Source organism: Paracoccus suum (assembly GCF_003324675.1).
Lineage (GTDB): Bacteria > Pseudomonadota > Alphaproteobacteria > Rhodobacterales > Rhodobacteraceae > Paracoccus > Paracoccus suum.
In genome coordinates this window covers 2571562-2595018 of record NZ_CP030918.1, presented here as the reverse complement: position 1 = coordinate 2595018, position 23457 = coordinate 2571562, and the positions used below count along the sequence as shown (strand labels likewise).

At 69.0% G+C, this 23457-nt stretch carries 20 protein-coding genes; 8 read left to right on the top strand and 12 right to left on the bottom strand.

The features are described from left to right. Nucleotides 1-8: 8 nt before the first annotated feature. Genes DRW48_RS12685 through DRW48_RS12680 form a run of 3 tightly spaced genes read left to right on the top strand, consistent with a single transcriptional unit; the run spans nt 9 to nt 5028 of the window. Complete coding sequence (locus DRW48_RS12685; RefSeq protein ID WP_338418420.1) at nt 9-1970, top strand: BatA domain-containing protein; 1962 nt, start codon at nt 9-11, stop codon at nt 1968-1970. Further along, the gene (locus DRW48_RS16525) at nt 1967-2896 is read left to right on the top strand and encodes a DUF4159 domain-containing protein (RefSeq protein ID WP_338418419.1); all 930 of its coding nucleotides are present in this window, start codon (nt 1967-1969) and stop codon (nt 2894-2896) included. The genes DRW48_RS12685 and DRW48_RS16525 overlap by 4 nt, the downstream gene beginning before the upstream one ends. Beyond that, nucleotides 2893-5028, top strand: a complete 2136-nt coding sequence (locus tag DRW48_RS12680; RefSeq protein ID WP_114076741.1) for a glutamine amidotransferase — start codon at nt 2893-2895, stop codon at nt 5026-5028. Before DRW48_RS16525 ends, DRW48_RS12680 begins: the two co-directional genes overlap by 4 nt. A gap of 68 nt (nt 5029-5096) precedes the next feature. On the opposite strand, the gene DRW48_RS12675 is transcribed toward DRW48_RS12680, so the two are convergent. The 4 genes from DRW48_RS12675 to DRW48_RS12660 form a co-directional block, all read right to left on the bottom strand. Next, nucleotides 5097-5696 (bottom strand): DedA family protein, encoded by a 600-nt coding sequence (locus DRW48_RS12675; protein WP_114076740.1) that lies wholly within the window; start codon nt 5694-5696, stop codon nt 5097-5099. Between the two features lie 57 nt (nt 5697-5753). Further along, nucleotides 5754-7814 (bottom strand): capsular polysaccharide biosynthesis protein, encoded by a 2061-nt coding sequence (locus DRW48_RS12670; RefSeq protein ID WP_114076739.1) that lies wholly within the window; start codon nt 7812-7814, stop codon nt 5754-5756. A 4-nt stretch (nt 7815-7818) separates the two neighbouring features. Next, the gene (locus tag DRW48_RS12665) at nt 7819-8970 is read right to left on the bottom strand and encodes a polysaccharide biosynthesis/export family protein (RefSeq protein WP_479684910.1); all 1152 of its coding nucleotides are present in this window, start codon (nt 8968-8970) and stop codon (nt 7819-7821) included. 229 nt (nt 8971-9199) lie between these two features. Next, the gene (locus tag DRW48_RS12660) at nt 9200-10492 is read right to left on the bottom strand and encodes a capsule biosynthesis protein (protein ID WP_241963268.1); all 1293 of its coding nucleotides are present in this window, start codon (nt 10490-10492) and stop codon (nt 9200-9202) included. Between the two features lie 441 nt (nt 10493-10933). On the opposite strand from DRW48_RS12660, the gene DRW48_RS12655 reads away from it, so the two are divergent. From DRW48_RS12655 to DRW48_RS12635, 5 genes are all read left to right on the top strand, one after another. Beyond that, nucleotides 10934-11635, top strand: coding sequence for a response regulator (locus DRW48_RS12655; RefSeq protein WP_114076737.1), 702 nt, complete (start codon nt 10934-10936; stop codon nt 11633-11635). Beyond that, the gene (locus DRW48_RS12650; RefSeq protein ID WP_114076736.1) at nt 11632-12864 is read left to right on the top strand and encodes an FIST N-terminal domain-containing protein; all 1233 of its coding nucleotides are present in this window, start codon (nt 11632-11634) and stop codon (nt 12862-12864) included. The genes DRW48_RS12655 and DRW48_RS12650 overlap by 4 nt, the downstream gene beginning before the upstream one ends. Before the next feature lie 25 nt (nt 12865-12889). Further along, the gene (locus DRW48_RS12645; protein ID WP_114076735.1) at nt 12890-14275 is read left to right on the top strand and encodes a hybrid sensor histidine kinase/response regulator; all 1386 of its coding nucleotides are present in this window, start codon (nt 12890-12892) and stop codon (nt 14273-14275) included. A gap of 96 nt (nt 14276-14371) precedes the next feature. Further along, the gene (locus DRW48_RS12640) at nt 14372-15115 is read left to right on the top strand and encodes a hypothetical protein (RefSeq protein ID WP_162784762.1); all 744 of its coding nucleotides are present in this window, start codon (nt 14372-14374) and stop codon (nt 15113-15115) included. Next, nucleotides 15112-15462, top strand: a complete 351-nt coding sequence (locus DRW48_RS12635) for a hypothetical protein (RefSeq protein ID WP_114076733.1) — start codon at nt 15112-15114, stop codon at nt 15460-15462. The genes DRW48_RS12640 and DRW48_RS12635 overlap by 4 nt, the downstream gene beginning before the upstream one ends. Here the strand turns inward: DRW48_RS12635 and gph are convergent. From gph to tkt, 8 genes are all read right to left on the bottom strand, one after another. Then, a complete protein-coding gene (gph, locus tag DRW48_RS12630) occupies nt 15459-16103 on the bottom strand; it encodes a phosphoglycolate phosphatase (protein WP_114076732.1) in 645 nt (214 codons plus the stop codon). The two genes, DRW48_RS12635 and gph, sit on opposite strands and share 4 nt — an antisense overlap. Further along, the gene (locus DRW48_RS12625; RefSeq protein ID WP_114076731.1) at nt 16100-16786 is read right to left on the bottom strand and encodes an HAD-IA family hydrolase; all 687 of its coding nucleotides are present in this window, start codon (nt 16784-16786) and stop codon (nt 16100-16102) included. Before DRW48_RS12625 ends, gph begins: the two co-directional genes overlap by 4 nt. Then, nucleotides 16779-17477, bottom strand: a complete 699-nt coding sequence (gene rpe, locus DRW48_RS12620; protein ID WP_114076730.1) for a ribulose-phosphate 3-epimerase — start codon at nt 17475-17477, stop codon at nt 16779-16781. Before rpe ends, DRW48_RS12625 begins: the two co-directional genes overlap by 8 nt. After that, a complete protein-coding gene (cbbX, locus tag DRW48_RS12615; protein ID WP_114076729.1) occupies nt 17474-18400 on the bottom strand; it encodes a CbbX protein in 927 nt (308 codons plus the stop codon). Before cbbX ends, rpe begins: the two co-directional genes overlap by 4 nt. 71 nt (nt 18401-18471) lie before the next feature. Next, the gene (locus DRW48_RS12610) at nt 18472-18861 is read right to left on the bottom strand and encodes a ribulose bisphosphate carboxylase small subunit (protein WP_114076728.1); all 390 of its coding nucleotides are present in this window, start codon (nt 18859-18861) and stop codon (nt 18472-18474) included. An 11-nt stretch (nt 18862-18872) separates the two neighbouring features. Continuing rightward, on the bottom strand, nt 18873-20342 hold the full coding sequence (locus DRW48_RS12605) for a form I ribulose bisphosphate carboxylase large subunit (protein WP_114077558.1): 1470 nt from the start codon (nt 20340-20342) through the stop codon (nt 18873-18875). 25 nt (nt 20343-20367) lie between these two features. Continuing rightward, nucleotides 20368-21444, bottom strand: coding sequence for a class II fructose-bisphosphate aldolase (gene fba / locus DRW48_RS12600; RefSeq protein ID WP_114076727.1), 1077 nt, complete (start codon nt 21442-21444; stop codon nt 20368-20370). Between the two features lie 5 nt (nt 21445-21449). Continuing rightward, entirely contained in the window at nt 21450-23456 is a 2007-nt protein-coding gene (tkt, locus tag DRW48_RS12595) for a transketolase (protein ID WP_241963267.1), read from the bottom strand. Nucleotide 23457 lies beyond the last annotated feature (1 nt).

Below are 23457 nucleotides of genomic sequence, written 5' to 3'. Positions count from 1 at the left end.
GCTGGCCGATGCTGATGCTCGGCCCCATTGGCTTTGCCGCGCCGTGGCTTCTGGCAGCGCTGGCGGCCCTGCCGGTGCTGTGGTTCATCCTGCGCGCGCTGCCGCCGACTCCAAGGCTGTTGCAGTTTCCCGGCACCGGGCTGCTGATGGGCCTCAGGGACCGCGCACCGGTGGCGCAGCGCACCCCCTGGTGGCTGCTGGTGCTGCGGATGCTCGCGCTGGCGGCGGTAATCATCGGCCTCAGCGGCCCCGTTTGGCGGCCTGCGCCTGGCACGGGCGGCACGGGACCGCTGCTGATCGTGCTCGACGCCGGTTGGGCGGCCGCCCCGGACTGGCAGCAGCGCGTGACCCGTGCCCGGGCCGCGCTGGCCGGGGCAGGGCGGCGCCCGGTCGGTCTGCTGATCGCCGATGGCCGCACCGTCGGCACCTTGCCCTTCACCGAGGCCGACAAGGCCGAGGCGGTGCTGCGCGCCGCGTCCCCCGCGCCCTGGCCGACGCAATACCCTGCGCCGAGCCCCACGCTGGAGGCGGCCGGCACCTCGGTAGAGACATTGTGGCTTACCGACGCGCTCGACCATCCGGCGCGCGCGGAGTGGTTGGCGACGCTCGCGAGTCTGGGGCCCGTCCGCATAGTCCCGCCCTCGCTACCGCCCACCAGCCTGACGCTTGCCACGACCGAGCCGCCGGTGCTGGGCGTGCAAGCCCTCACCACGCCGGGCGCGCCCGCGCTGCCGGCGCCGGTCATTCTGGCGCAGGGTCCCGATCCGCAGGGCATACCCCGGGTTCTGGCGCGGCTGACCGCCGGGCCGCCACGCGAGGCCGGTGGCCTGCGCAGCTTTCCAGTGCCGGTCGATCTGCCGCCCGAGTTGCGCAATCGCGTTGACCGGTTCGAGATCGAGGGGGTCAGTTCCGCTGGCGCAGTCTGGTTGGCGGACGAGCGCACGCGGCGGCGCAAGGTCGGTCTGGTCGGGCCGTTAGGCGCGGCCGAGGGGCAGGCGCTGCTCTCGCCGCTGCATTACCTGCGCGAGGCGCTCGCCCCGCGGGCTGATCTGGTCGAAGGCAGCACCGCCGAGGTGCTGCAGGCGGCGCCGGACGTGATCGTCCTCGCCGACACCATCGTTCCTGCGGACGACACCCGCCTGGTCGAGTGGGTGCGGCAGGGCGGCACGCTGATCCGGTTTGCCGGTCCGCGCATGGCGGGGGCGGTGACGCTGAACGATGATCCCCTATTGCCGGTGCGCCTGCGTCCCGGCGGGCGCGACATCGGCGGCGCGCTGAGCTGGGGCGCGCCCCGGGGCCTGGCGCCCTTCGCCGCCGATGGGCCGTTCGCCGGCCTTGATGCCAAGGCCGAGGTGCGGGTGCGCGCCCAGTTGATGGCAGAGCCCGACCCCGATCTGGCCGGCCGAGTGCTGGCCCAGCTCTCCGACGCGACCCCGCTTGTCACCCGCCGGACCGACGGGGAAGGTCAAGTCGTGCTGTTCCACGTGACCGCCAGTGCCGATTGGTCCGATCTGCCGCTGTCGGGCATCTTCGTGCAGATGCTGACCCGGCTGGTCGATCAGGCCCGACTTGGTACCGCCGACGACCAGCAATCCGCGCGCGAGCCCGACACCGCCGTTACCTGGACGGCCGAGGCGGTGCTCGACGGCTTCGGCCGCGCCGCGCCGGACGCCCGGCCGCAGGATCTGGCCACGGTCAGTACGGCCGAGCTGGCGACCGCGCCCAAGCCCGGCGTCCCGGCGGGCCTTTATGCCGCGGGCGAGCGGCGGCGGGCCGTCAACGCAGGCGCCGTCCCTCTGGTCGCGGCAAGTTGGGCCGGCGCAGTGGTGGAAGCCGACGGCGGACAGGCCAGCACGCCCCTGTTTGGCTGGGCATTGGCATTGGCGCTGGTTGCACTCACAATCGACGCGCTCGCGAGTGTTCGCCTGCAACGCGGGCCAGGACGGCACGCGCGGGGGGTTGCGGCATGAGCGTCACCCGCCGCACGGCTCTGGGGCTGCTCGCCGCAGCGTTGGCCGCCAGTGCCGTCGCTGCGCAGTCGCAGCCCGAGCCCGACCCGCGCCTGGTCGCTGCCGCTGACAAGGTGGCGCTTGCCCATGTGTTGACTGGCGATCCCGAGATCGACCGGACTGCGGCGGCCGGGCTCGCCGGGCTCAGCGCCGGGCTGGCGCAACGCACGACGGTCGAGCCGGGGCCGCGGGTCGCGGTCGATCTGGACAGCGACGATCTGACCTTGCTGACCTTCCTCTACTGGCCCGTCACCGAGGGTCAGGCCTCGCCCTCGCCACAAGCCTATCTGCGGCTGAACCAGTTCCTGCGCACCGGCGGGGTTATCCTGTTCGACACCCGCGACGGCGACATCGCCGGGCTGGCCGGCCCCGAATCCTCGGAGGCGCTGCGCCGCCTCGCCGCCCCGCTGGAGGTGCCGCCGCTGGCGCCGCTACCGGCCGATCACGTGCTGACCCGAAGCTATTACCTGATGCGGGATCTGCCGGGCCGCTACCAGGGCCAGCCGGTCTGGGTTGAGGCGACCAGCCCGCCCGATGCCGCCGAGGGCCCGCTGCCCAGTCGCAATGACGGCGTCTCGCCGGTCATCATCGGCGGCAATGCCTGGGCCGAGGCTTGGGCAGTGGATGCGAACGGCCTGCCGATGTTCACCGTCGGCCGCGGCTTTGACGGCGAGCGTCAGCGCGAAATGGCCCTGCGCGCTGGCATCAACATCGTCATGTATTTCCTTACGGGCAATTATAAATCCGATCAGGTTCATGTCCCGGCGCTGCTCGGCCGGCTGGGACTTGAGGCAGGCGATCTGCCGCCCGATGCCTTGCCGCCACGCGATCTTCCCGCCGACGGCTTCGGTTCCAATGGTTTTGGCGGGTCCGGGGTGGCGCCATGACCGGGCTGGCCTTCGATCCGGCGCTGCCCTTGCCGGTCATCGCCGGTTTGGCCGTGCTTTCGCTGGCCGCGGCGGCCTGGGCTTTGTCCCGGGGTCTGCGCGGCTGGCCGTGGCGCGCTGCGGCGGGGGTGGTGCTGGCCTGCGCACTGGCGGGCCCCGCTCTCGACACCGCGGTCAGGCGAGGCCTTGGTGATATCGTCCTGCTGCTCGAGGATCGCAGCGCCAGCCAGTCGCTACCCGGACGCACCGCGCAGATGGAAACCGCGGCAGACCAGCTGAGCCGCGCCATCACCGCCCTGCCGGAGACCGAATTGCGGCGCATCACCGTCGGCGATGACCCTGACGGCACGCGCCTCGGCACTGCGCTGAACCGTGCCTTGGCGGCCGAACCCGAGGGCCGGGTGGCGGGCATCATTGCCTTGACCGACGGGCGCCTGCACGACCCCGCGGCCCTGCCAGCCGACGCGCCCGCGCCGGTGCATGTGCTTCTGACCGGCCAACCGTCCGATTGGGACCGCAGGCTTGTGATTGACGAGGCGCCCGCCTTTGGCCTGATCGATACGCGCGTCACACTGCGGCTGCGCGTCGAGGATCAGGGTGCCGTTCCGCCCTCGATGCAGGGTCGGCCCGCGACGCTCCGCGTCTCGCTGGACGGCGCGGACGCGCAGACCATCGCCGTGCCACCGGGGATGCCGCTGGAGATTGCGGTCCAGCCCCGGCACGCTGGTGCCAACGTCGTCGCGCTGTCTCTGGACCCGCCGCCGCCGCCCGCGCCGGGCGAGGTGCCACAACTGACCGACCGTAACGATGCGGCCGCCGTGACCATCACCGGCGTGCGCGACCGCCTGCGGGTCCTGCTGGTTTCGGGCGAGCCGCATCCGGGCGAGCGGACCTGGCGCAACCTGCTGAAATCGGACGCGGCCGTTGACCTGATCCATTTCACAATCCTGCGTCCGCCGGAAAAAGGCGACGGCGTTCCGGTCGACGAGATGGCGCTGATCGCCTTTCCCACGCGCGAATTGTTTCTCGAACGGATCGACGATTTCGACCTGATCATCTTTGACCGCTACCGTGAGCGCGGCATCCTGCCGCCGGAATATTTCGACAGCATCCGCGACTACGTTGAGAAGGGTGGCGCGATTCTTGTCTCGGCCGGCCCAGAGCTGGCTTCGGTCGAGGGGTTGGGCATGACCAGCCTCGGCGACATCCTGCCGGCGGACGCCACCGGACGGGTGATCGAGCAGCCTTTCACGCCGGAACTGACCGACATCGGCCGCCGGCATCCCGTGACCGCAGGGCTGCCGGGCGCGCCGCAGTCGGGAAGCGACGCGCATTGGGGCCGCTGGCTGCGCATGATCGAAACCGTGCCCCGGCCGGGAGCCGAAGTGGTCATGACCGCCGGCGGCACGCCCGGGCCACAGCCGCTGCTGATCCTGCAGCGCGCCGGCGAGGGGCGGGTCGCGCTGCTAGCCTCGGACCAGCCCTGGCTCTGGGCGCGCGGCTTCGAGGGGGGCGGCCCGCAACTGGAACTGCTGCGCCGCATCGCCCACTGGTCCATGCAAGAGCCGGAGCTGGAGGAGGAGGCGCTTGAGGCCGACATCGCCGGCGGCGATAGCGCGGGCGCTGGCCTGTTGATGCGGCTGACCCGCCGCACCCTGCAGGAAGACGTCCCGCCGGTTATCATCACCGCGCCCGACGGCACCCGGTCCGAGGTTACCCTCAGCCCCGCCGGTCCCGGCCGCTTTTCCGCCGACTGGCCGGCGCCGGCACCGGGCCTCTATCGCCTGGCGCAAGGCGACTTGCGGCGCGTGATCGCCGTGGGTCCGGCGGCCCCGCGTGAGTTCGAGCAGACCGTGGCGGATGCGGGTGCCCTCGGGGCGCTCGCCAAGGCCAGCGGCGGGGCGGTGATGCAGCTGTCCAACGGAGTCCCCGGCCTGCGCCTTGCCCGGCCGGGACGGCCTGCCTATGGGCGTGGGGTCGGCGCAGACTGGATCGCCCTGACTCCGCGCGGGGCGGAAACCGTCGGCGGCCGCACCCAGCGCCCGCTGCTGCCGCCTTGGGGCTGGCTGCTGTTGATCGCGGCGCTGATGCTGGCCGGATGGCTGCGCGAGGGGCGCACTGCGCGCGCCTGATTGCTCTTTGGTGTCCCGAAGATTGGAACGGCGCGATCACACGTCTGCCTGCTTTCGCAGGCCGCCAGTTAGCGGCGGCGGCCCCAGGTGACGACGCGCCAGATATAGATGGCGACAAGGGCGATCACGACCGCGGTCGAGATCGGGTTGACCCAACCCTCGACGCGCGTATACGCCCCCTCCAACATCCAGCCGGCGACCGCCAGAAGCGTGGTCCAGCCGAGGCTGCCGAGGGTCGACCACAGCAGAAACGGACCCAGCGGCATCCGTGCGAGGCCCGCCGGGATCGAGATCAGCGTCCGGACCGCAGGCACCAGGCGCCCGAAAAGGACGGCCAATGCGCCGTGACGGTCAAACCAGACCTGAGCGCGGTCGACTTCGGCCGGGGTAATGGTCAGCCAGCGACCGTGTCGCTCGGCCAGACGCCGCACTCGTTCCGGGCCGACGGCGCGGCCGAGGGCGTACCACAGCGTCGCGCCGGCAACGCTGCCTATGGTGCCGGCGATGATGACGCTGACCAACCCCATCCGGCCCTGCGCAGCGTTGAATCCGGCCAGCGGCATGATCAGTTCGGACGGAATAGGTGGAAAGACGTTCTCGGCGAACATCAGCAGCGCGACCCCGAGGGGACCTACGCGGTCTATCAGCGCAGCGATCCAGTCGAACACGGCTCAGCCTCCGTTGGCGGTGTGTTTTCGGTGCGCCGCGCTAGCACGCCGGACGGGTTAGCGCCACAGCCAGGCCTGCGAGGCGAGCGCGCCCTGCGCCTTGGCCAGCAGCCGCAGCATCGGGCCGCCCGCGGGACGGCTGGGGTCAGCCAACCGGTCCAGCGCCACCTCGACCGGGCAGGGCAGATGCGAGCGTGGGTCCATATATCGGGGGTAGGCAATGAGGGCCGCGTGGACCAGGCGGCGCAGGTCCGGCCGGCCAGCCGGCCCATCGTGCTGCGACTGGCGGCGCTCCGGCACCGTGTCCAGATCACGCGTTAGGCCCCAGCCGGCGTAGAAAGGTGCGCCCAGGGTGACGACCGGAACGCCGCGGATCAGCGCCTCGAACCCGAGAGTCGAGGTCATGGTCCAGACCTCGTCAATCTGGGCAAGGAGGGCTGCCGGATTGGCCCCTGGGGCGGTGACATCCGCAAGCCCGGCGAGGGCGTGCGCGGGGACAGCACCGGGACGCAGGCCGGCCTCGACATCGGGATGGGGCTTCCAGACGATGAAGGCGTGCGGATTTTCCGCCCGCGTCGCCGCGAGGAGGCCGAGGTTGGTCCGCACCCGGCCCGCGCCGAGGCGGATCGAGGCGTCGTCCTCGACCTGCCCGGGCACGAGGATCACCCGTCGTCCCGCCGCCACGATTTCGGGCGCGCTGCCGGAGAGGTTGTATTTGCTGGTTCCCTCGGCTCGCAGGCGAGCTATCAGCGCCTCGCTTCGCGCCGCACCGCCGGGGGGTAGTGGGGCACGGATCAGGGCTTCGAGACGGCTTGGGCCGGTGGGGTCGTAGTAGATGCCAAGGTCGTCGGCGACCAGCGACAGGGCCGGCGTCAGTGCCGCGCCAAGGCCTCGCGAGCGCAGGAAGCCGTCCTCCACCTGCAATAAATGCGATGCCGCACCATCTTTTGCCCCAGCAGGGGCAGGACGCGGCGGCAGGGCGGCGGCGCGATTGGCCCAGACGAGCGTGACTTTCCCCGACGGCCGGTCGGTGAACCGGACCCGCCCGCCCTGACCGAAAGCGCGGGCAATTCCCCCGCGTTTCCACAACCGCATGCCGTAGGCGAGATGACCGTGGCGGTCCTGCCGGAAGGCCTCCACCTCGACCTCGAGTTGTCGGACGGCACCCTCGCAATCGGTCAGCCGGTCGCGGCAGGGATCATACCAGACCGGCGCCATAAGGTGGCTGGCGGCGAACAGTTCGGCTCGGCTAGCGCTGCCGCGGCGCGACAGGTCAGCCTCGCCGGGCTCGTCATCGCTGAGGTCCCAGCCGGCATAAAACGGCTGGCCGAAAAGGCGCGGGCGATGGCCCGACAGCATGGCCTCGTACCCGAGTTGCGAGGAGACCGCATAAACCCGGGCCGCGTCGCGTACCAACCGCCAAGGCGACACCGGACGATCACACAGCGCATCGCCCGGGCGCAGATCGGCGGTGGTCAGGTGGCCGGGGCGCAGGCCGGCCGCGGTTTCCGGGTGGGTGCGGATCAGGATCGGCTGCCCAGGATTCTCGGTCCGCGCAGCGGCCAGCATGGTGCGAAACAGTGCGGCATCCGCCCCGCGCAGCGCGGCGTCGCCCCGGGTCTGGTCGATCACCAGCACATAGCCGGGCGGCAGGGCTGGCGCGGCGGCGGGGTCATGGGCATTGTATTTGGACAGATCGGCCGCCTGCAGCCGGGCGATCATAGCCTCAGCCTCGGCGACTTTGCCGGCGGCAGCGCCGTCGGTCACCAGCGTCTCGATCAGCGAGGGGGCGCTGGGATCGAAATGTAGCCCTACCGGGTCAATCAGCAGCCCCAGCGGCCCTCGCCGCGCGAGTGTGCCACGCGCGCGTCCCGGCAGGACCGAGCGCAGGAAGGCATCCTCGATTCGTACCAGCGGGACATTGCGACGCCGTGCCACCGCCGCGCCGCGCCAGGCGCGGGGGCTGGCCCCCCAACCGCCGACGGCGTCGCCCTCGCGCGGCAGACCCAGAGCTACGTGCCAGCCTGCGAGTTGCAGAATCCGCGCCAGCCGCGGCCCGCGCCAGAAGCCGGCCGTGTAGACGCACAGGCGGCGCGTGGTTTCGCCGCCCTGCGCCATCGGGTCAGTTGGTGCCGACCGCCTCGATCGAGCGGGCCGAGTTGGCAGCGCCGGTGATCGCCGCGATGACCTTGCTGAACTGCGTGAACGGCGCCTCGGTGACATAGACGGTGTCGCCGTCGCGAATCAGGAAGTCGCGGGCGAGGAACAGCCCGTTCGGGCGCGTCAGGTCCAGCACATAGGCAAAGCGCTGGGTGCCGTAGAGAGACGGATTGCCCATTACGCGGCGCGCAACGGATTCCGGCTCGTCGCGCAGGATGAACACGCCCGTCGGGTCGGCGATGCTGGAGTTGAGGCCGCCGACCAAGGCGATACCCTCGATCGCGCTGACCTCCTCCGAGCCGAGCGGGACCTTGGTCTGGCCGCCCAGCGCGCCGAGCGCGGTAAAGCTGCGCTGATCCTCGTCGACGAGGATCACGTCGCCGCCGCGCAGGGCGATGTCGTTGCGGCTGTTAGCATAGAGGTCCTTAAGCCATACCTTGCCGGTGGCATTGCCGCGTTTGACGGTGACAACCGCGATCTCGGGGTCGATGGCGACGCCGCCGGCCTTGGCCAGCATCGCCGACAGGGTGCGGGTCGGCCGCTCCAGCGGGTAGACCCCCTGGCCGGTGACCTTGCCGCCCACCGAAACTGTAGCGCCGTCCCCGGCAACGCGGGTAACCAGCACCTGCGGGTCGGGGGTCTGGCTGGCGAGGCGGTCGGTGATGATGCGGCGCAGCGAGTCGGGCGAGTTGCCCGACGCCTTCACCCGGCCGGCATAGGGCACGAAGATATAGCCCTGGCTGTCCACCTGCAGCGTCTGCAACTGGGTCGAGGACTGGCCCAGCGAGGCGAGCAGGCCATCGTCGACGTTCTCCCAGATCTGCAGGCCGAGCGTGTCGCCGGGGCGGATGTCGTCGGCCTGCACGGGCGCCGCATTCAGGAAGTCTGCGCCAAAGCCGTAGCTCGGCTGATAATTCGCTGCGCGGGCAACGTGATCGTTGACGTAAATGATATTGGTATTTCCGCCACGCTCGACCGCACCGGCGTAAATCTCGTTCTTGTTCGGGCCCGAGCGCGGCAGGGCGCAGCCCGAAAGAATGAGCGATGCAATTACCAGCGAGCCGGTGAGGGCAGCGCGCCTGCTAAGACCGCCGTAGGCAGTCGAATGGCCAATCTGGGTCACTGAAGGCTCCTGTCCCGTATTCGGCGCCGGTTATGGCGGCCGGGCCACCAGTCTGGCGTGTCTATTACATAGCAATCTAGCGAGGAGTTCTTGAACATTCCACAGGATTTCTCGGCATTGGCGCCGGCTCGCCAGAGAACCATTTGCGGTTGAACTCCGGGCCCGCGCTTCGCGTGATTTGACGCTGGCGCAAACCCCTCCGGTCGGGGCGGCCAGCACCTCATCCCTCGTCCGATCCGGGCCGCTGGCGATAGGTTCCACCCGACAGCAGCAAGGCGTCATAGGGATCCTCGGGCGCGAGCATCATGTCCACGACCAGCCGCAGCGCGGCTGCGCGCGAGTGCCGCGCGTAGAAGCCGCCCGGCACCTGGGAGGTTTCGAGCAGATAGTCGCGATATGCCCGGTAGGCGCGGCCGTCCGGACGCTCGGGGTTGACCATGAAATCATCGAGGCTCTGCGTGCTGACGAGGCCGGGCTTGTCGAAGACCGCGCGGCCCAGCGCCAGCACGGGCACGCCGCGCCACAGCGCCTGCTGGGCGGCGGTCGAATTGACGGTTATCGCCGCGCGCGCCTGCGCGACCAGCGGGGCCAGCTTGCCGCCATGGATGAAATGGACCCGGTGGCCGACCCCATGCGCCTCGGCCTGGGCCGCGATGGTGGCCCGGATGCTGCCGCGATCATCCTCCAGCGGGTGGGCCTTGAAGACGATATGGTGATGGCGCGGGGCGCTGCGAGCGAAGGCCTCGATCACCAGCCCGGTGAATTCGGCGGCGGTCGTGAATGGTGAATGCGCCTGGAAGCTGGCGTCGTGCTCGAGTTGCATCAGCACCAGGTCATAGGGAAAGCCGCCCCGACGGACTCGCGCCTCTGCGAGGGCGCGGGCGGCTGCGACATAGGGGGTGCTGAGAAAGCGGCGCAGGTGCAGCCGGAACTCGCGCAGCACCGGGATGCTGCGATGGCTGCGAAACGCCGGATACTCGCGATTCGCGACCAGGATCAGCGCATGGTAGAGGGCGCCATAAAACTTGTGCTGGCGCATATCGCCCCAATGCGCGGGCGGGCGCCCCATGTCGCCGCGGCGTCCACGCATTGCGCGGCGCATTTCCGTCAGGTCCAGCTCCATCAGCCGCGAATGCCCATTCGAGCCGCCGCGCTCGTAAGTGATCCAGAAGGGCCGTAGATAACCCTCCTCAAAGACATGCAACGTCAGGCCGTGCTCCGCGGCGGCGCTGCGGGCGGCGGCGTGGACCGGGCGGACGTCGCCATAGAGGACAAGGTCCGTGACGCCCTTTTCGACGATAAGCCTTTCGAGATGCGCAGGCCAATTCTCGACCGGCTCCGTGTGGGGAATGTAATGGCCGGGATCGGTCCAGAAGAAAGCATCCCCGGCGTTGAAGCCTACGCGCCAGACCTGCGCATCCGCGGCCCGCAGCAGGCGTCCGAGGCGGTCGAAGAATGGTCCGTGCGGGCCTTGCAGCAACAGGAAGACGCGCGCCCGGACGGGGGACGGCACTCGTCGTTTTTGGGGCGCCAGGGGGGCGGCTGGGTGCGTAGTCGTCGTCATTGATCGGATCATGTGCCGCAATCGGTTGACGGTGTCACGGCCCGCGCGGCGGGGCATGGGGCGCGGCCGGCGGCAGGGGGGGGGGCCCGAGGCCCCTTGCGTTGACGTGAAAAGCCTTCGCGGCGAGCCATTGCTGGGTTTCAGCAGTCTGATCGCATCGACTTTCACCCCTGCGGGTTTTCGCCGATGGCCTGAACCCTTCTTCGTAACGCGAGGAAAGCGCGCGCCATTCGGCCACCGCAGATGGCCTTGGACTATGCGTGTTGCTCTGCGCACCGGGCCTTGCCTGATAATACGACTATTGTCGTAAGTGCCCGGCTAAGTCGGGGATTTTGCTTGATCGGCTGCCTCCTTGGCCTAGCCTCACAAGACACAACGAAGGGGGTGGGGATGTCCGAGGCCGAATTGGCAAGCCGGACGCGAGCGGGCGCGGTCCCGGCGCGGGTCGAGACGCTGCTGATCGTCGACGACCACCCGCTGATGTGCGATGCGCTGTCCCTGACGCTGAAGATGGCCTTTGGCTTGCGCCGCACGCGCACGGCGAGGAACCTCGCCACGGCGGTCGAGGCGGTGCGTGAAGGGACGCCGGATGCCGTCATCCTCGATCTCAACCTGCCCGATGCGTCGGGCACCGAAGGCATCGTGACCCTGCGCCGCCTGCTGCCCGAGGTGCCGATCACCGTTATCTCGGCCACACCTGACACGGAATGGATCGGCGCCGTGCTGGATGCGGGTGCGCGCGGCTTCATCTCGAAAGCGCTGTCGCGCGAGGCGATGCTGGAGGCGTTTCGCCGGATGTGGGCCGGCGAGGTGGTCGTCCCCGAGGATTATGATCCCGCCGCCCGGCCCGCCGCGGATGCCCAGGCCGAACTGATGCGCCGCTTTGCGACGCTGACCCCCCAACAGATGCGCATCCTGCGCCTGATCTGCGCCGGCAAAGCAAACAAGGAAATCAGCTACGAGCTGTCGATCGCCGAGGCGACGGTCAAGACCCACATCACCGCCATCATGGCCAAGATCAACGCTCGCCGCCGGACACAGGCGGTGCTGCTCGCCAATACCGCGAAACTGTTCGAGACTGCCGCGCAATGAGCCGGTCCGTGCCCCTCGGGGGCGAGCCGCCGGCAACGCCGGTGGGCGACGGGCTGCCACGGGCGCTGAGCCTGGAAGGGGGACTTGCGCCGGACGAGGCCGCAGAACGGATCGCCGGCTTTGCGGCGCCGCTGGGGCCTTCCCTGGTGTTGCTGTTCGCCTCGCCCGCGTCCCAACTGGCGCCTGTCGCCGAGGCCCTGCGGGCCTTGCTGCCCGGCAGTTGCCATCTGGCGGGCTGTTCCAGCGCGGGGGAGATCACGCAAAGCGGGTATGGCCAAGGCGGGCTCGTCGCCATCGCCTTTCCCGCCACGGGCTTCGCCGTCGAGACGGTCGCCCTCGCACAGCTGTCGATGTCGGGCGTCGCGCGCTGGATGGCCGATCTGCGCGCGGCCTCGGCCCGGCTGTCGCAGCGCGGCCGCGCCACGATGCTGGGCCTCGTTCTGGCGGACGGGCAATCGCGGCACGAAAACGTGCTTGCGGCGGCGCTGGACGCCTCGCTGCCGGGGCTGCCGGTGATCGGCGGCTTTGGCGGTAACGGGCTGACCTTTGCCGACGTACTGGTCATGCACGAGGGCCAAGTCACCTCGGACGCGGCCATCGTGTGCATGATGGCGACCGACCTGCCGGTCGAGGAGCTGGCTTACGCGCCCTTTTCCCCGACCGAGGGGCGCTGTGTCGTCACGGGTGCCGATCCCGCCACCCATACCATCATGGAGCTGAACGCAGAGCCCGCCGCGCAGGAGTATGCCCGCCTCGCCGGCCTGGACCCGACCCGCCTGACGCCGGTCGATTTCGCGCGCCATCCGTTGCTGCTGCGCATGGGCCGGCGCAACCATGTGCGTGCCATCAGCGGCGCGCGGCCCGATGGCGGGCTGCAGATGCTGGCTGCGATCGACATCGGCACCGTCCTCAGCCTTGGGCGGGCCGAGGACCTGCTGCGCGGCTTTGCCGATGCGCTCGACCGGCTGGCACGGCCGCCGGCGCTGATCCTCGGGTTCGACTGCATCCTGCGCCGCCTTGCACTGGAGGAGGCCGGCCTGCAGGATGAGGTGGCCAGGCTGCACTCTCGCTATAACATCGCCGGCTTCAACACCTATGGCGAGTTGCATGACGGCATGCATGTGAACCAGACTTTCGTTGGCATGGCCTTCCTTCCGCCCGATGATCCCCCGCAGAGCGGCGAGGGCGGCGACAGTATTCCAGGCGCGCATCCGGTGGCGGCGGCCTGAATGGTCCCGCGACCAGAGGCGAGGCATGGAGCCCGACCAGAAGCGCATCACAGTTGAGGCAGCGCCTGCCGACCCGAACGACCGGGCCGGCAAGCTCAATCGCATCAACGAGGTGCTGATGGACCGGGTCGAGCGGCTCGAGGCCTCCAAGGGCACGGGCTGGTCGATGTTCCAGGCCGCCGTGGCACTGGAGCAGGAGGTCAACGCCCGGACCCGCGATCTGGAACGCGCGCTGCTCGATCTGTCGAACCGCAACCGCGAACTGGCGCTTGCTCGCGAGGCGGCCGAGGAGGCGAACCGGTCCAAAACCCGGTTCCTGCGCGCCGCAGGGCACGATTTGCTGCAACCGATTGCCGCCGCGCGGCTGTTTCTGGGTGCTATCCGCGACTCATCGCTGCAACCCGCACAGGCCGAACTGGTCGAGCAACTCGGCAGCGCTGTGCAGTCGGTCGAGGAACTTATGCAGGCGGTGCTGGAGATCAGCCGCCTCGATTCCCAGCGGATCGAGTTCAGCCGCCAGCCGGTCGCGCTGGGCGATCTGTTCACCCGGCTGGCGCGCGAATACGCGCCCCAAGCCGAAGCGCGCGGCTTGCGGCTGGTATTCGCCCCGACCCGGGCCGTGGTCGACAGCGACCCGGCCTATCTGCGGCGCATCACCCAGAACCTCGTGTCGAACGCAATCAAGTATACGCCCGAGGGCGGCGTTCTGGTTGGCGCACGGCGGCGTGGGGCGCGGGTCTGGCTGGAGGTGCGTGACAGCGGCATCGGCATCGCGGCTGACGACCGGGCGCGGATCTTTGACGAGTTCCAGCGCGGCCCGGGCGAGGGGGCGGCGCCGGGCATGGGCCTCGGCCTTGCCATCGTGCGGCGAGCTTGCGCGAAGCTGGGCCATCCCATCCATCTGGACAGCCTGCCCGGACGAGGCACGCTGTTCCGCGTCGGCCTGCCGCTGGTGCAGAACGCCGCCGATCCGCCGCCGGTAGGCGGTTGGGCGACGGCGCCACAGCCGAGTGCGCAAACGCCTGTCCTGACCGGCCTCAGCGCGATCCTGATCGAGAATGACCCCAGCCTGCAGCGCGCCTATGCGATCCAGCTGCGTGACCGGGCGGGCATGACGGTTCATGTCGCGGCCTCAAGCGCCGAGGCCGAGGCGGTGCTGGACGCCAACCCCGGCCTGCGGCCCGATATCGTGATTGCCGATTACCAGCTCGATCACGGCGACACCGGCCTTTTTGCCATCGCCGCGCTACGCGAGCGGCTGGGGCCCGTCCCGGCGCTGATGGTCACGGCCCATGATTCAGCCGAGGTAGCGCGCGCCTGCGGTCGCCTCGACGTGCCGCTGCTGCTGAAGCCGGTGACGGCAGAGGCGCTGCGCCACGCCATCGCCGGCGCGATCATGGCCCAACGCTGATCCCGCGCGTCTGCGACCAAGGGGGGAGGGGGGATGCCCTTCCCGGAGCCGTCCCGGCGTGGCAGGCTGGAGGTACAAGTCAGGGGGGAGGCGTTCATGATGCGCAAGGCCGTGATGGCAGCCGCGATGGCGGCGGCCGTGCTGGCAACCGGCGGGGCCAGCCTGCCCGACAAGGCGTCGCAGAGCGACCGGCTGATCTTTGCGGACCGCGACCTCGCCGGGGCAGCGGCAAAGGCCCCGCTGGCCTGGCGGCTGGTGCGCGAGGGCAAGGCGGCCGCAGGCTTTGCGCCGCTGGCGGACGGGCTGCTTTCGGTCGTTCCGGTGACCGATCCGGACGGCGGCGATCCGATGCTGGAGATGCGCGAGACCGCGAGCGGGACCGAGCGAGTCGTCGGGCGCTACCCGGCCAATGGCATGGACCCGGTGCTGGTCTATTTCCTGGAATCCGCGACTCGGAATGTTTCGGCACTGGCCGGCGGCAATCCGGATTACATCCGCAACCGGTTCAAGGACGCGATGCGTAAGGGTGGCGAAGTGGGCGCCGCGCCAGCGGTTGGTGCGACTGAGGCGAGCGGTGCAACCGGCGCTGCGCCGGCGGATGGTGGCACAAAGGGCGACTCAAGCGCCACCGGTAGCGCGCCGGAAGGCTCGGCCACGCAAGGGAGCGCGCAGCGTGTCACGCTTCGGCCGCTCGCAGGCGATCCCAACGCGGCGAGGATGCGCGGCTTTGACGCGCTCAGCCTGACCATCGACCTCGCGCCCGATCCCTCCCTGCCCATCGCCGCCCTTGCCGCAACGGCCCCGGGCTACGCCCTGCGTTTGACCCGGGTGGCGCCATGATCGCGCTCGCCCTGATGACAGCGCTCGGCGCGGACCCCGCGGCTGCGCTGAACGATTACCCGACCGAGGCGCGGGCGGACTATGTCTTTACCTGCATGGCCGCCAACGGGCAGACCCGGCAGGCGCTGTCGGAATGTTCCTGCGCGATCGACCACATCGCCTCGGTGCTGCCCTACAAGCGATATGTGGCGGCCGAGACCGTCCTCGCCATGCGTCAGACCAGTGGCGAGCGCGCCGAGGTTTTCCGCTCGGCCGAGTTCAACAATGCTTTCGCGCGCGACCTGCAAAGCGCGGCGGCCGAGGCCGAAGTGCTGTGCTTTACCCCGGTCCTGCGCGCCCCGGATTAAAGCCGGGCAGCGATCAGGGCGGGCAGTTCCGACCAGTGGTCGAAGGCCGCGTCCGGGGCAATCGCCTCGACGCTCAGGTCGCGGTAGCCGCCGGTATAAAGCAGGATCGGCATCCCGGCCGACCGCGCGGCACCCGCGTCGGCCGGGCTGTCGCCGACCATGATCATCGGGCCGCCGCCCAGCCGCCGCGCGACCTCGATCAGTCCTTGCGGGTCGGGCTTGCGGCCGAAAGTGGTATCGCCGCCCAGAACGGCGTCGAACCGGCCTGCCAGACCAAGCGCGGCCAGCAACGCGTCGGACAACGCCTGGGGTTTGTTGGTGCAGACCCCGAGGCGATGGCCGGCAGCAGACAGATCGTCGAGCGCGGCGATCATGCCGTCATAGGTGACGGTCGTCTCGCAGATCCCCTCGGCATAGGCCGCCATGTAGTCGTCGTGCCAGCGGTCATAGCAATCCTCGGCCGCACCCGCCGAGGCGATGGTGCGGCGCACCAGCGTCGGAACACCGTTCCCGATAAAGCCGCGCACCTGTTCGAGCGGCATCTGTGCATGGCCCTGCGCCGCGAGGACGCGGTTCATCGCGGCGTGCATGTCGGGCGCGCTGTCGACCAGCGTGCCATCGAGGTCAAAGATGACGCTCATGCCTGCACCCGGATCAGCGTGGCGATGTCGGCAATGCGCAGATCGCCCAGATCCTCCAGCAACAGGTCAGCCCCGGACAGGTCCTGATACGTGGTATAGCGGCCCGGCGCGACCACGCAGGCGAGGCCCGCGGCGCGAGCGGCACAAAGGCCGGCGAAGGAATCCTCGACCGCCGCGGCATCCTGCGTTGCCACCCCGAGGCGCTGCAGCGCCAGTTGATAAACATCGGGCGCGGGCTTTTTCGCGGGCACCTCGTCACCGGCGGCGATGGCATCGAAGACTTCGTCGGCCGGCCGCTGGAACAGCGCCAGGGAAAGCGCGTCGATATTGGGGCGACTCGTCGTCGTGGCAATGCCCAGACGCCAGCCGGCGCGCCGCGCCTCGGCCACGAGGCGGGTGATGCCGGGCCGCGGCGCGATGTGGCCCGCGGCGATCATCATCGCGTAGCGGTGGGTCTTGTCGCGGTGCAGGGCAGCGATGTCCGGGGCGGGCAGCCCCTCCTCGGCGACATAGCGGGCGATACGCTCCTTGCCGCCCGCCGTCTCGAGCAGCGACTGGTACCGGGCAACGTCCCAATGCCAGTCGAGGCCGGCCGCCGCAAAAGCCTCGTTGAAGGCGGCGCGGTGGGTTTCCTCGGTCTCGGCAAGGGTGCCGTCGACATCAAAGATAAGGGCCTCAGGCATAAAGTCCCACCGCCTCCTCGGCCGCGCGGCGGATGGCACGGATGTTGTCGCCATAGGGTGCGCTGTTGCTGACCGAGCCGCCGCGGAACACCGCGCTGCCGGCGACCAGCACGTCAGCGCCGGCCTTGGCGAGCAGCGGGGCAGTCGTCGGATCGACGCCGCCGTCGATTTCGATATGGACAGGCCGGTCGCCGATCATCTCGCGCAGGCGGCGGACCTTGCCGGTCATGTCGATGAACTTCTGCCCGCCGAAGCCGGGGTTCACCGTCATCACGCAAACCAGATCGGCGATGTCCAGCACCTCGGCCACCGACTCGGCCGGGGTGCCGGGGTTCAGCGCGACGCCGGCCTTGCAGCCCGCGGCGCGGATCGCCTGCAAGGTGCGGTGGATGTGCGGGCCAGCCTCGACATGGGCGGTGATGATGTCGGCGCCCGCCTTGGCGAAGGCGTCGATATAGGGATCGACGGGCGCGATCATCAGATGCACGTCCATGACGGTGCCGACATGCTTGCGAAACGCGGCGACCGCGGGCGGGCCAAACGTGATGTTGGGCACGAAGTGTCCGTCCATGACGTCGACATGCACCCAGTCGGCGCCCTGCGCCTCGACCGCGCGGATCTCGGCCCCGAAGTCGGCGAAGTCTGCGCTGAGGATCGACGGGGCGATCTTGATGGAACGGTCAAAGCTCATTGGTCCCTCGCGCGGTTGCCATCCGGGTCGAGCCCGCCCGAGAATACCCGGCTGGCCCGCAGATCGGCCTCGGTTATGGTCGACAGGGCGGCGGCGTCAACCGGGGCGCGCCCTTCGAACAATCGGTTCGCCTGGCGCAGCCGCGCCCGGTCAAGCGCGTTGCGTATCGAGCGGGCATTGGCGAAATGCGGCTGCTGGCGGCGCAGGGCGACATATTCGTCCATTGCGCGGCGGGCGGCGGCGTCAAAGACATAACCCTGCGATTCCAGCATCTTTTCGGAAATCTCGCCCAACTCGCCGTCGCTGTAGTCGGGAAAGTCGATGTGATGGGCGATCCGCGAGCGAAAACCGGGATTGGCGGAAAAGAACCGGTCCATCCGGTCGGCATATCCCGCCATGATGACCACCAGATCGTCGCGGTTGTTTTCCATCACCTGCAGCAGGATCTCGATCGCTTCCTGGCCGTAATCGCGCTCGTTGTCGGGGCGATAGAGGTAATAGGCCTCGTCGATGAACAAAACGCCCCCCATGGCGCGCTTCATCACCTCCTTGGTCTTGGGCGCGGTGTGGCCGATGTACTGGCCGACCAGATCGTCGCGGGTGACGCTGACCAGGTGACCCCTGCGCACATAGCCGAGGCGATGCAGCAGCCCGGCCATCTTTTGCGCGACGGTGGTCTTGCCGGTGCCGGGATTGCCGGTGAAGGACATGTGCAGCGTCGGCGTGTCATGGGCGAGCCCCAGCGCCTTGCGCGCGCGGTCGACAAGCAGCAGGGCCGCCGTCTCGCGGATGCGCTGCTTGACCGGCTCGAGGCCGATCAGCTCGGCGTCCAGTTCCTCCAGCACCTCGCGCACGCCCGAGGTTTCGAATTCGGCCCGCAGGTCGATGGCGGTGGGTTTCGGCTCGCTGGCGACATCGTCCATCACGGCGCTCCTTCTTCGTGGCCGGGCAGGTCTTGGGCGGCCGGGGGTGGGGGTTCCCCCGGCCACAGGGGTCAGCGCACGACCTCATGGGTGTAGCGGATCGAGCGGCCGTCGACCTCGGTGCGGACCATGCGAATGGTCGGCTCGACCTGGGGGCGGTGGACGATAAAGCTCATCACCACCGACTCGAAGCCGCGGGTGCTGTCGAAGGCATTCAGCCGGATATAGTCGTCCGGATGCGCTTTGCGGCACGCATCCAGTTCTATCATCACGCCCTTGGGGTCCTTCAGGTCGAACATGGGATGACCCCACATCTCCCAGAAGGTGTTGCGGGGGTGCGGCTCGTCGGTGAACTCGACCCCCACGGACCAGCCTTTGGACAGGCAGTATTCGACCTGGGCGCTGATTTCCTCGTCGGTCAGGTCGGGCAGAAAGCTGAAGCAGCCTTGGGTGATACGCATCTTGTCCTCCCTCACGAGACGCTGGCGGTCGGAACGAAGTCCGAGGTGTCGGTCGAGGTGTAGTTGAAGGTGATGTTGCCCCAGACGTCCAAGGCGGCTTCCAGCGGCTTGCACCACTTGGCGGCCTTGCGTAGCACCTCGGGGCCCTCGGTCTTCAGATCGACACCCTCGTTGCGAGCCTTGACCATCGCCTCCAGCGCGACGCGGTTGGCGGTGGCGCCGGCCTGAATGCCCATCGGGTGACCGATGGTGCCGCCGCCGAACTGCAGCACCACATCATCGCCGAAAAGGTCCAGCAGCTGGTGCATCTGCCCCGCATGGATGCCGCCGGATGCGACCGGCATGACCTTCTTGATGTCGGCCCAGTCCTGCTCAAAGAACAACCCGCGCTGCAGATCGACCTCGTTATGCGTCTCGCGGCAGACATTGTAGAAGCCCTGGACGGTCATGGGATCGCCCTCCAGCTTGCCGACCGCGGTGCCGGCATGGATGTGGTCGACCCCGGCAAGGCGCATCCACTTGGCGATCACGCGGAAGCTGATGCCGTGGTTTTTCTGGCGGGTGTAGGTGCCATGCCCCGCGCGGTGCAGGTGCAGGATCATGTCGTTCTGCCGGCACCATTCGCTGATCGACTGGATCGCGGTGTAGCCGATGATGAGGTCGATCATGACGATCACCGACCCCAGTTCCTTCGCGAACTGGGCGCGGCGATACATCTCCTCCATCGTGCCGGCTGTGATGTTCAGATAGTGGCCCTTGACCTCGCCGGTGCGGGCCTGCGCCTTGTTCACCGCCTCCATCACGTAGAGGAACCGGTCGCGCCAGTGCATGAAGGGCTGGCTGTTGATGTTCTCGTCGTCCTTCATGAAGTCGAGGCCGCCGACCAGACCCTCATAGACCACGCGGCCATAGTTCTTGCCCGACAGGCCCAACTTGGGCTTCGTCGTTGCGCCCAGCAGCGGGCGGCCGAACTTGTCGAGGCGCTCCCGCTCGACCACGATGCCGGTGGGCGGACCCTTGAAAGTCTTGCAGTAGGCGATCGGCAGCCGCATGTCCTCGAGCCGCGCCGCCAGCAGCGGCTTGAAGCTGAAGACGTTGCCGATGATCGAGGCGGTGAGGTTGGCGATGCTGCCTTCCTCGAACAGGATCACGTCATAGGCGACATAGCAGAAGTACTGGCCCGGCTGGCCGGGGACAGGTTCGACCTTGTAGGCCTTGGCGCGGTACTGGTTGCAGGCCGTCAGCCGGTCGGTCCAGACCACGGTCCAGGTGGCGGTGCTGCTTTCGCCGGCGACGGCGGCGGCGGCCTCGATCGGGTCGACCCCCGGCTGCGGCGTGATGCGGAACAGCGCCAGCAGGTCGGTGTCCTTGGGCTGGTAGTCGCCGTCCCAGTAACCCATCTGCGCGTATTTCAGCACCCCTGCGGCGTAGCGCTTTTTCTTGTCGGTGATCTCGGTCTTGGATTCACCAGCGGCGGTCATGTCGTCCATGGTCCCCTCCTTCATTTCACGCGGCGCGGGCCGCAGTCACAGCCGGGCCCATCGCCCCCGACGCATAGCGTTTGGCCATCTCGTCCATCGGTATGACCTTGATCTTGCTGGCGTTGCCGGCGGTGCCGAAGGCCTCCAGCCGTTCGCGGCACATGTCGCGCATGGCGTCCATCGCGGGCTTGAGGAACTTGCGGGGGTCGAACTCGCGCGGGTGCTCGGCCGCGATGCGGCGGAACTGGCCGGCCATGGCCATGCGCGCATCTGTGTCGATATTGACCTTGCGCACGCCGTGGCGGATGCCGCGCACGATCTCGTCCACCGGCACGCCAAAGGTCTGGGGCATCTCGCCGCCATGGGAATTGATGATGTCCTGCAACTCCTGCGGCACGCTGCTGCTGCCATGCATCACCAGATGCGTGTTCGGCAGCTTGCGGTGGATCTCCTCGATCACCTTCATGGCAAGGATTTCGCCGTCCGGCTTGCGGCTGAACTTGTAGGCGCCGTGGCTGGTGCCGCAGGCGATGGCCAAGGCGTCAACGCCGGTGCGGGCGACGAAATCGACCGCCTGGTCGGGGTCCGTCAGCAGCATGGAATGGTCCAGCTTGCCCTCCGCGCCGTGGCCGTCCTCGGCCTCGCTTTCGCCCTCGAGGCTGCCGAGTACGCCCAACTCGCCCTCGACCGAAGCGCCGACCCAATGGGCCATGCGCGAGACCCGCTCGGTGATCGCGACGTTGTAGTCGTAGCTGGTCGGGGTCTTGCCGTCGGCTTCGAGGCTGCCGTCCATCATCACGCTGGTGAAACCGTGGCGGATGGCGGTCATGCAGGTCGCCTCGTCGTTGCCGTGGTCCTGGTGCATGCAGAGCGGGATCCCCGGATAGATCGCGGCAAGCGCCTCGATCATCTTGGCCAGCATGATGTCGTTGGCGTAGGACCGCGCGCCGCGCGATGCTTGGATGATGACCGGCGCGTCGGTGGCCTTGGCGGCCTCCATGATGGCGAGGCCCTGCTCCATGTTGTTGATGTTGAAGGCGGGCACGCCGTAGCCGTGCTCTGCCGCGTGATCCAGCAATTGGCGCAGGGTGATGAGGGCCATGGGGCTTACTCCTTGATCAGTTTGCGGGCGATGTCGGCGACTGCCTCGGCGGTGATACCGAAATGGCGGTAGAGGTCCGGGGCAGGGGCCGAGGCGCCGAATCCGGTCATGCCGACAAAACCGTCTCCGGTGCGCAGGATGGGACCGTCCCAGCCCTGCCGGATCGCGGCCTCGACGCCGACGCGCGGCGCCTCGCCCAGCACCTCGGCGCGGTAGGCCTCGGGCTGGGCCGCGAACAACTCGAAGCTGGGGGCGCTGACGACCGCGGCGCGGATTCCCCCGGCCTCCAGCAGGTCGGCGGCGGCGAGCGCGATCTCGACCTCCGAACCGGTGGCGATCAGGGTCACCTGACGGCGCGCTGGGCCGCGCAGAGGATAGGCCCCCCGCGCCGTCAGGTTCGCCTGCTCATGCGTGTCACGCACCGTCGGGAGGTTCTGTCGCGACAGCACCAGCAGGGTCGGTGTCGCCGTTGCGGTCATGGCGATCTGCCATGCCTCGGCGGTCTCGACCGCATCCGCCGGGCGGATCACGGTCAGGTTGGGAATGGCGCGCAGGCTGGCCAGATGCTCGACCGGCTGATGGGTCGGGCCGTCCTCGCCGAGGCCGATGGAATCATGGGTCATGACATAGGTGACCGGCACGCCCATCAGCGCCGACAGCCGGATGGCCGGCCGCAAATAGTCGGCAAAGGCCAGGAAGGTGCCGCCGTAGGGGCGAAAGCCGCCGTGCAGGGCGATACCGTTCATGGCCGCCGCCATGCCATGTTCGCGGATGCCAAAGTGGATGTAGCGTCCGCCATAGTCGGCGCGCGTGACGGGGCGCATACCCTTGGTGCGCGTCAGGTTCGATCCGGTCAGATCGGCGCTGCCGCCGATCGTCTCGGGCAGGGCGGTGTTGACCACGGCCAGCGCCATCTCGGAAGCCTTGCGGGTGGCGAACTTGGGCATGTCGGCCGAGAGTTGGGCCTTGTAGGAGTCCATGGCCTTAGCCAGCGCCTCCTCGCCGACGCGCGCCTGGGCTGCCTCGAACGCCGCGCGACGGGGCGAGGCCGCGAGCCGCGCCTGCCATGCCGCGCGGGCCTCTGCCCCCCGCCGGGCGATGGCGTGCCATTTCTCATAGATCTCGGGGGCGATGACAAAGGGCTCGTGCGGCCATTCCAGATAGCCGCGCGCGGCGGCGATCTCGTCCGCGCCCAGCGGCGCGCCGTGCACGTCGTGGCCGCCCTGCTTTGAGGGCGCGCCCCAGCCGATGATCGAGTTGCAGGCGATCAGCGAGGGGCGAGGATCGGCCCGCGCGGCCTCGATCGCGGCGGCGATCTCTTCGGGCTCATGGGCGTCGCAGGCGACGGTGTGCCAGCCAGCGGCGGCAAAGCGCGCGCGCTGATCGGTCGAGGTCGACAACTCCGTGCCGCCGTCGATTGTGATCTTGTTGTCATCCCACAGCACGATCAGCCGCCCGAGACCCAGATGACCGGCGAGGTCGATCGCCTCGTGGCTGATCCCCTCCATCAGGCAGCCGTCGCCGGCGATGACATAGGTCCAATGATCGACCAGTTCGCTGCCCCAGCGCGCCTCGGCCATGCGTTCGGCCAGCGCCATGCCGACCGCGGTAGCGATGCCCTGGCCCAGCGGCCCGGTGGTCACCTCGATCCCGCCCGCATGGCCGTATTCGGGATGGCCCGCCGTCAGCGCCCCCAGTTGCCGGAAACGCTTCAGTTCTTCCACCGGCATGTCGGCGTAGCCCAGCAGGTGATTGATGGCATAGAGCAGCATCGAGCCGTGGCCGGCCGACAGCACTAAGCGGTCGCGGTCGGGCCAGCGCGGATCGGCCGGGTCAATGCGCATGAAGCGGTCGAACAGCACCGTCGCCACGTCCGCCATCCCCATCGGCATCCCCGGATGGCCGCTGTTCGCCGCTTGCACCGCGTCCATTGTCAGGGCGCGGATGGCGTTGGCCATGGCGCGCTCGGCCATGGTCACGCGATAGGTTTTCGGCGTCACATGGGTATTCATC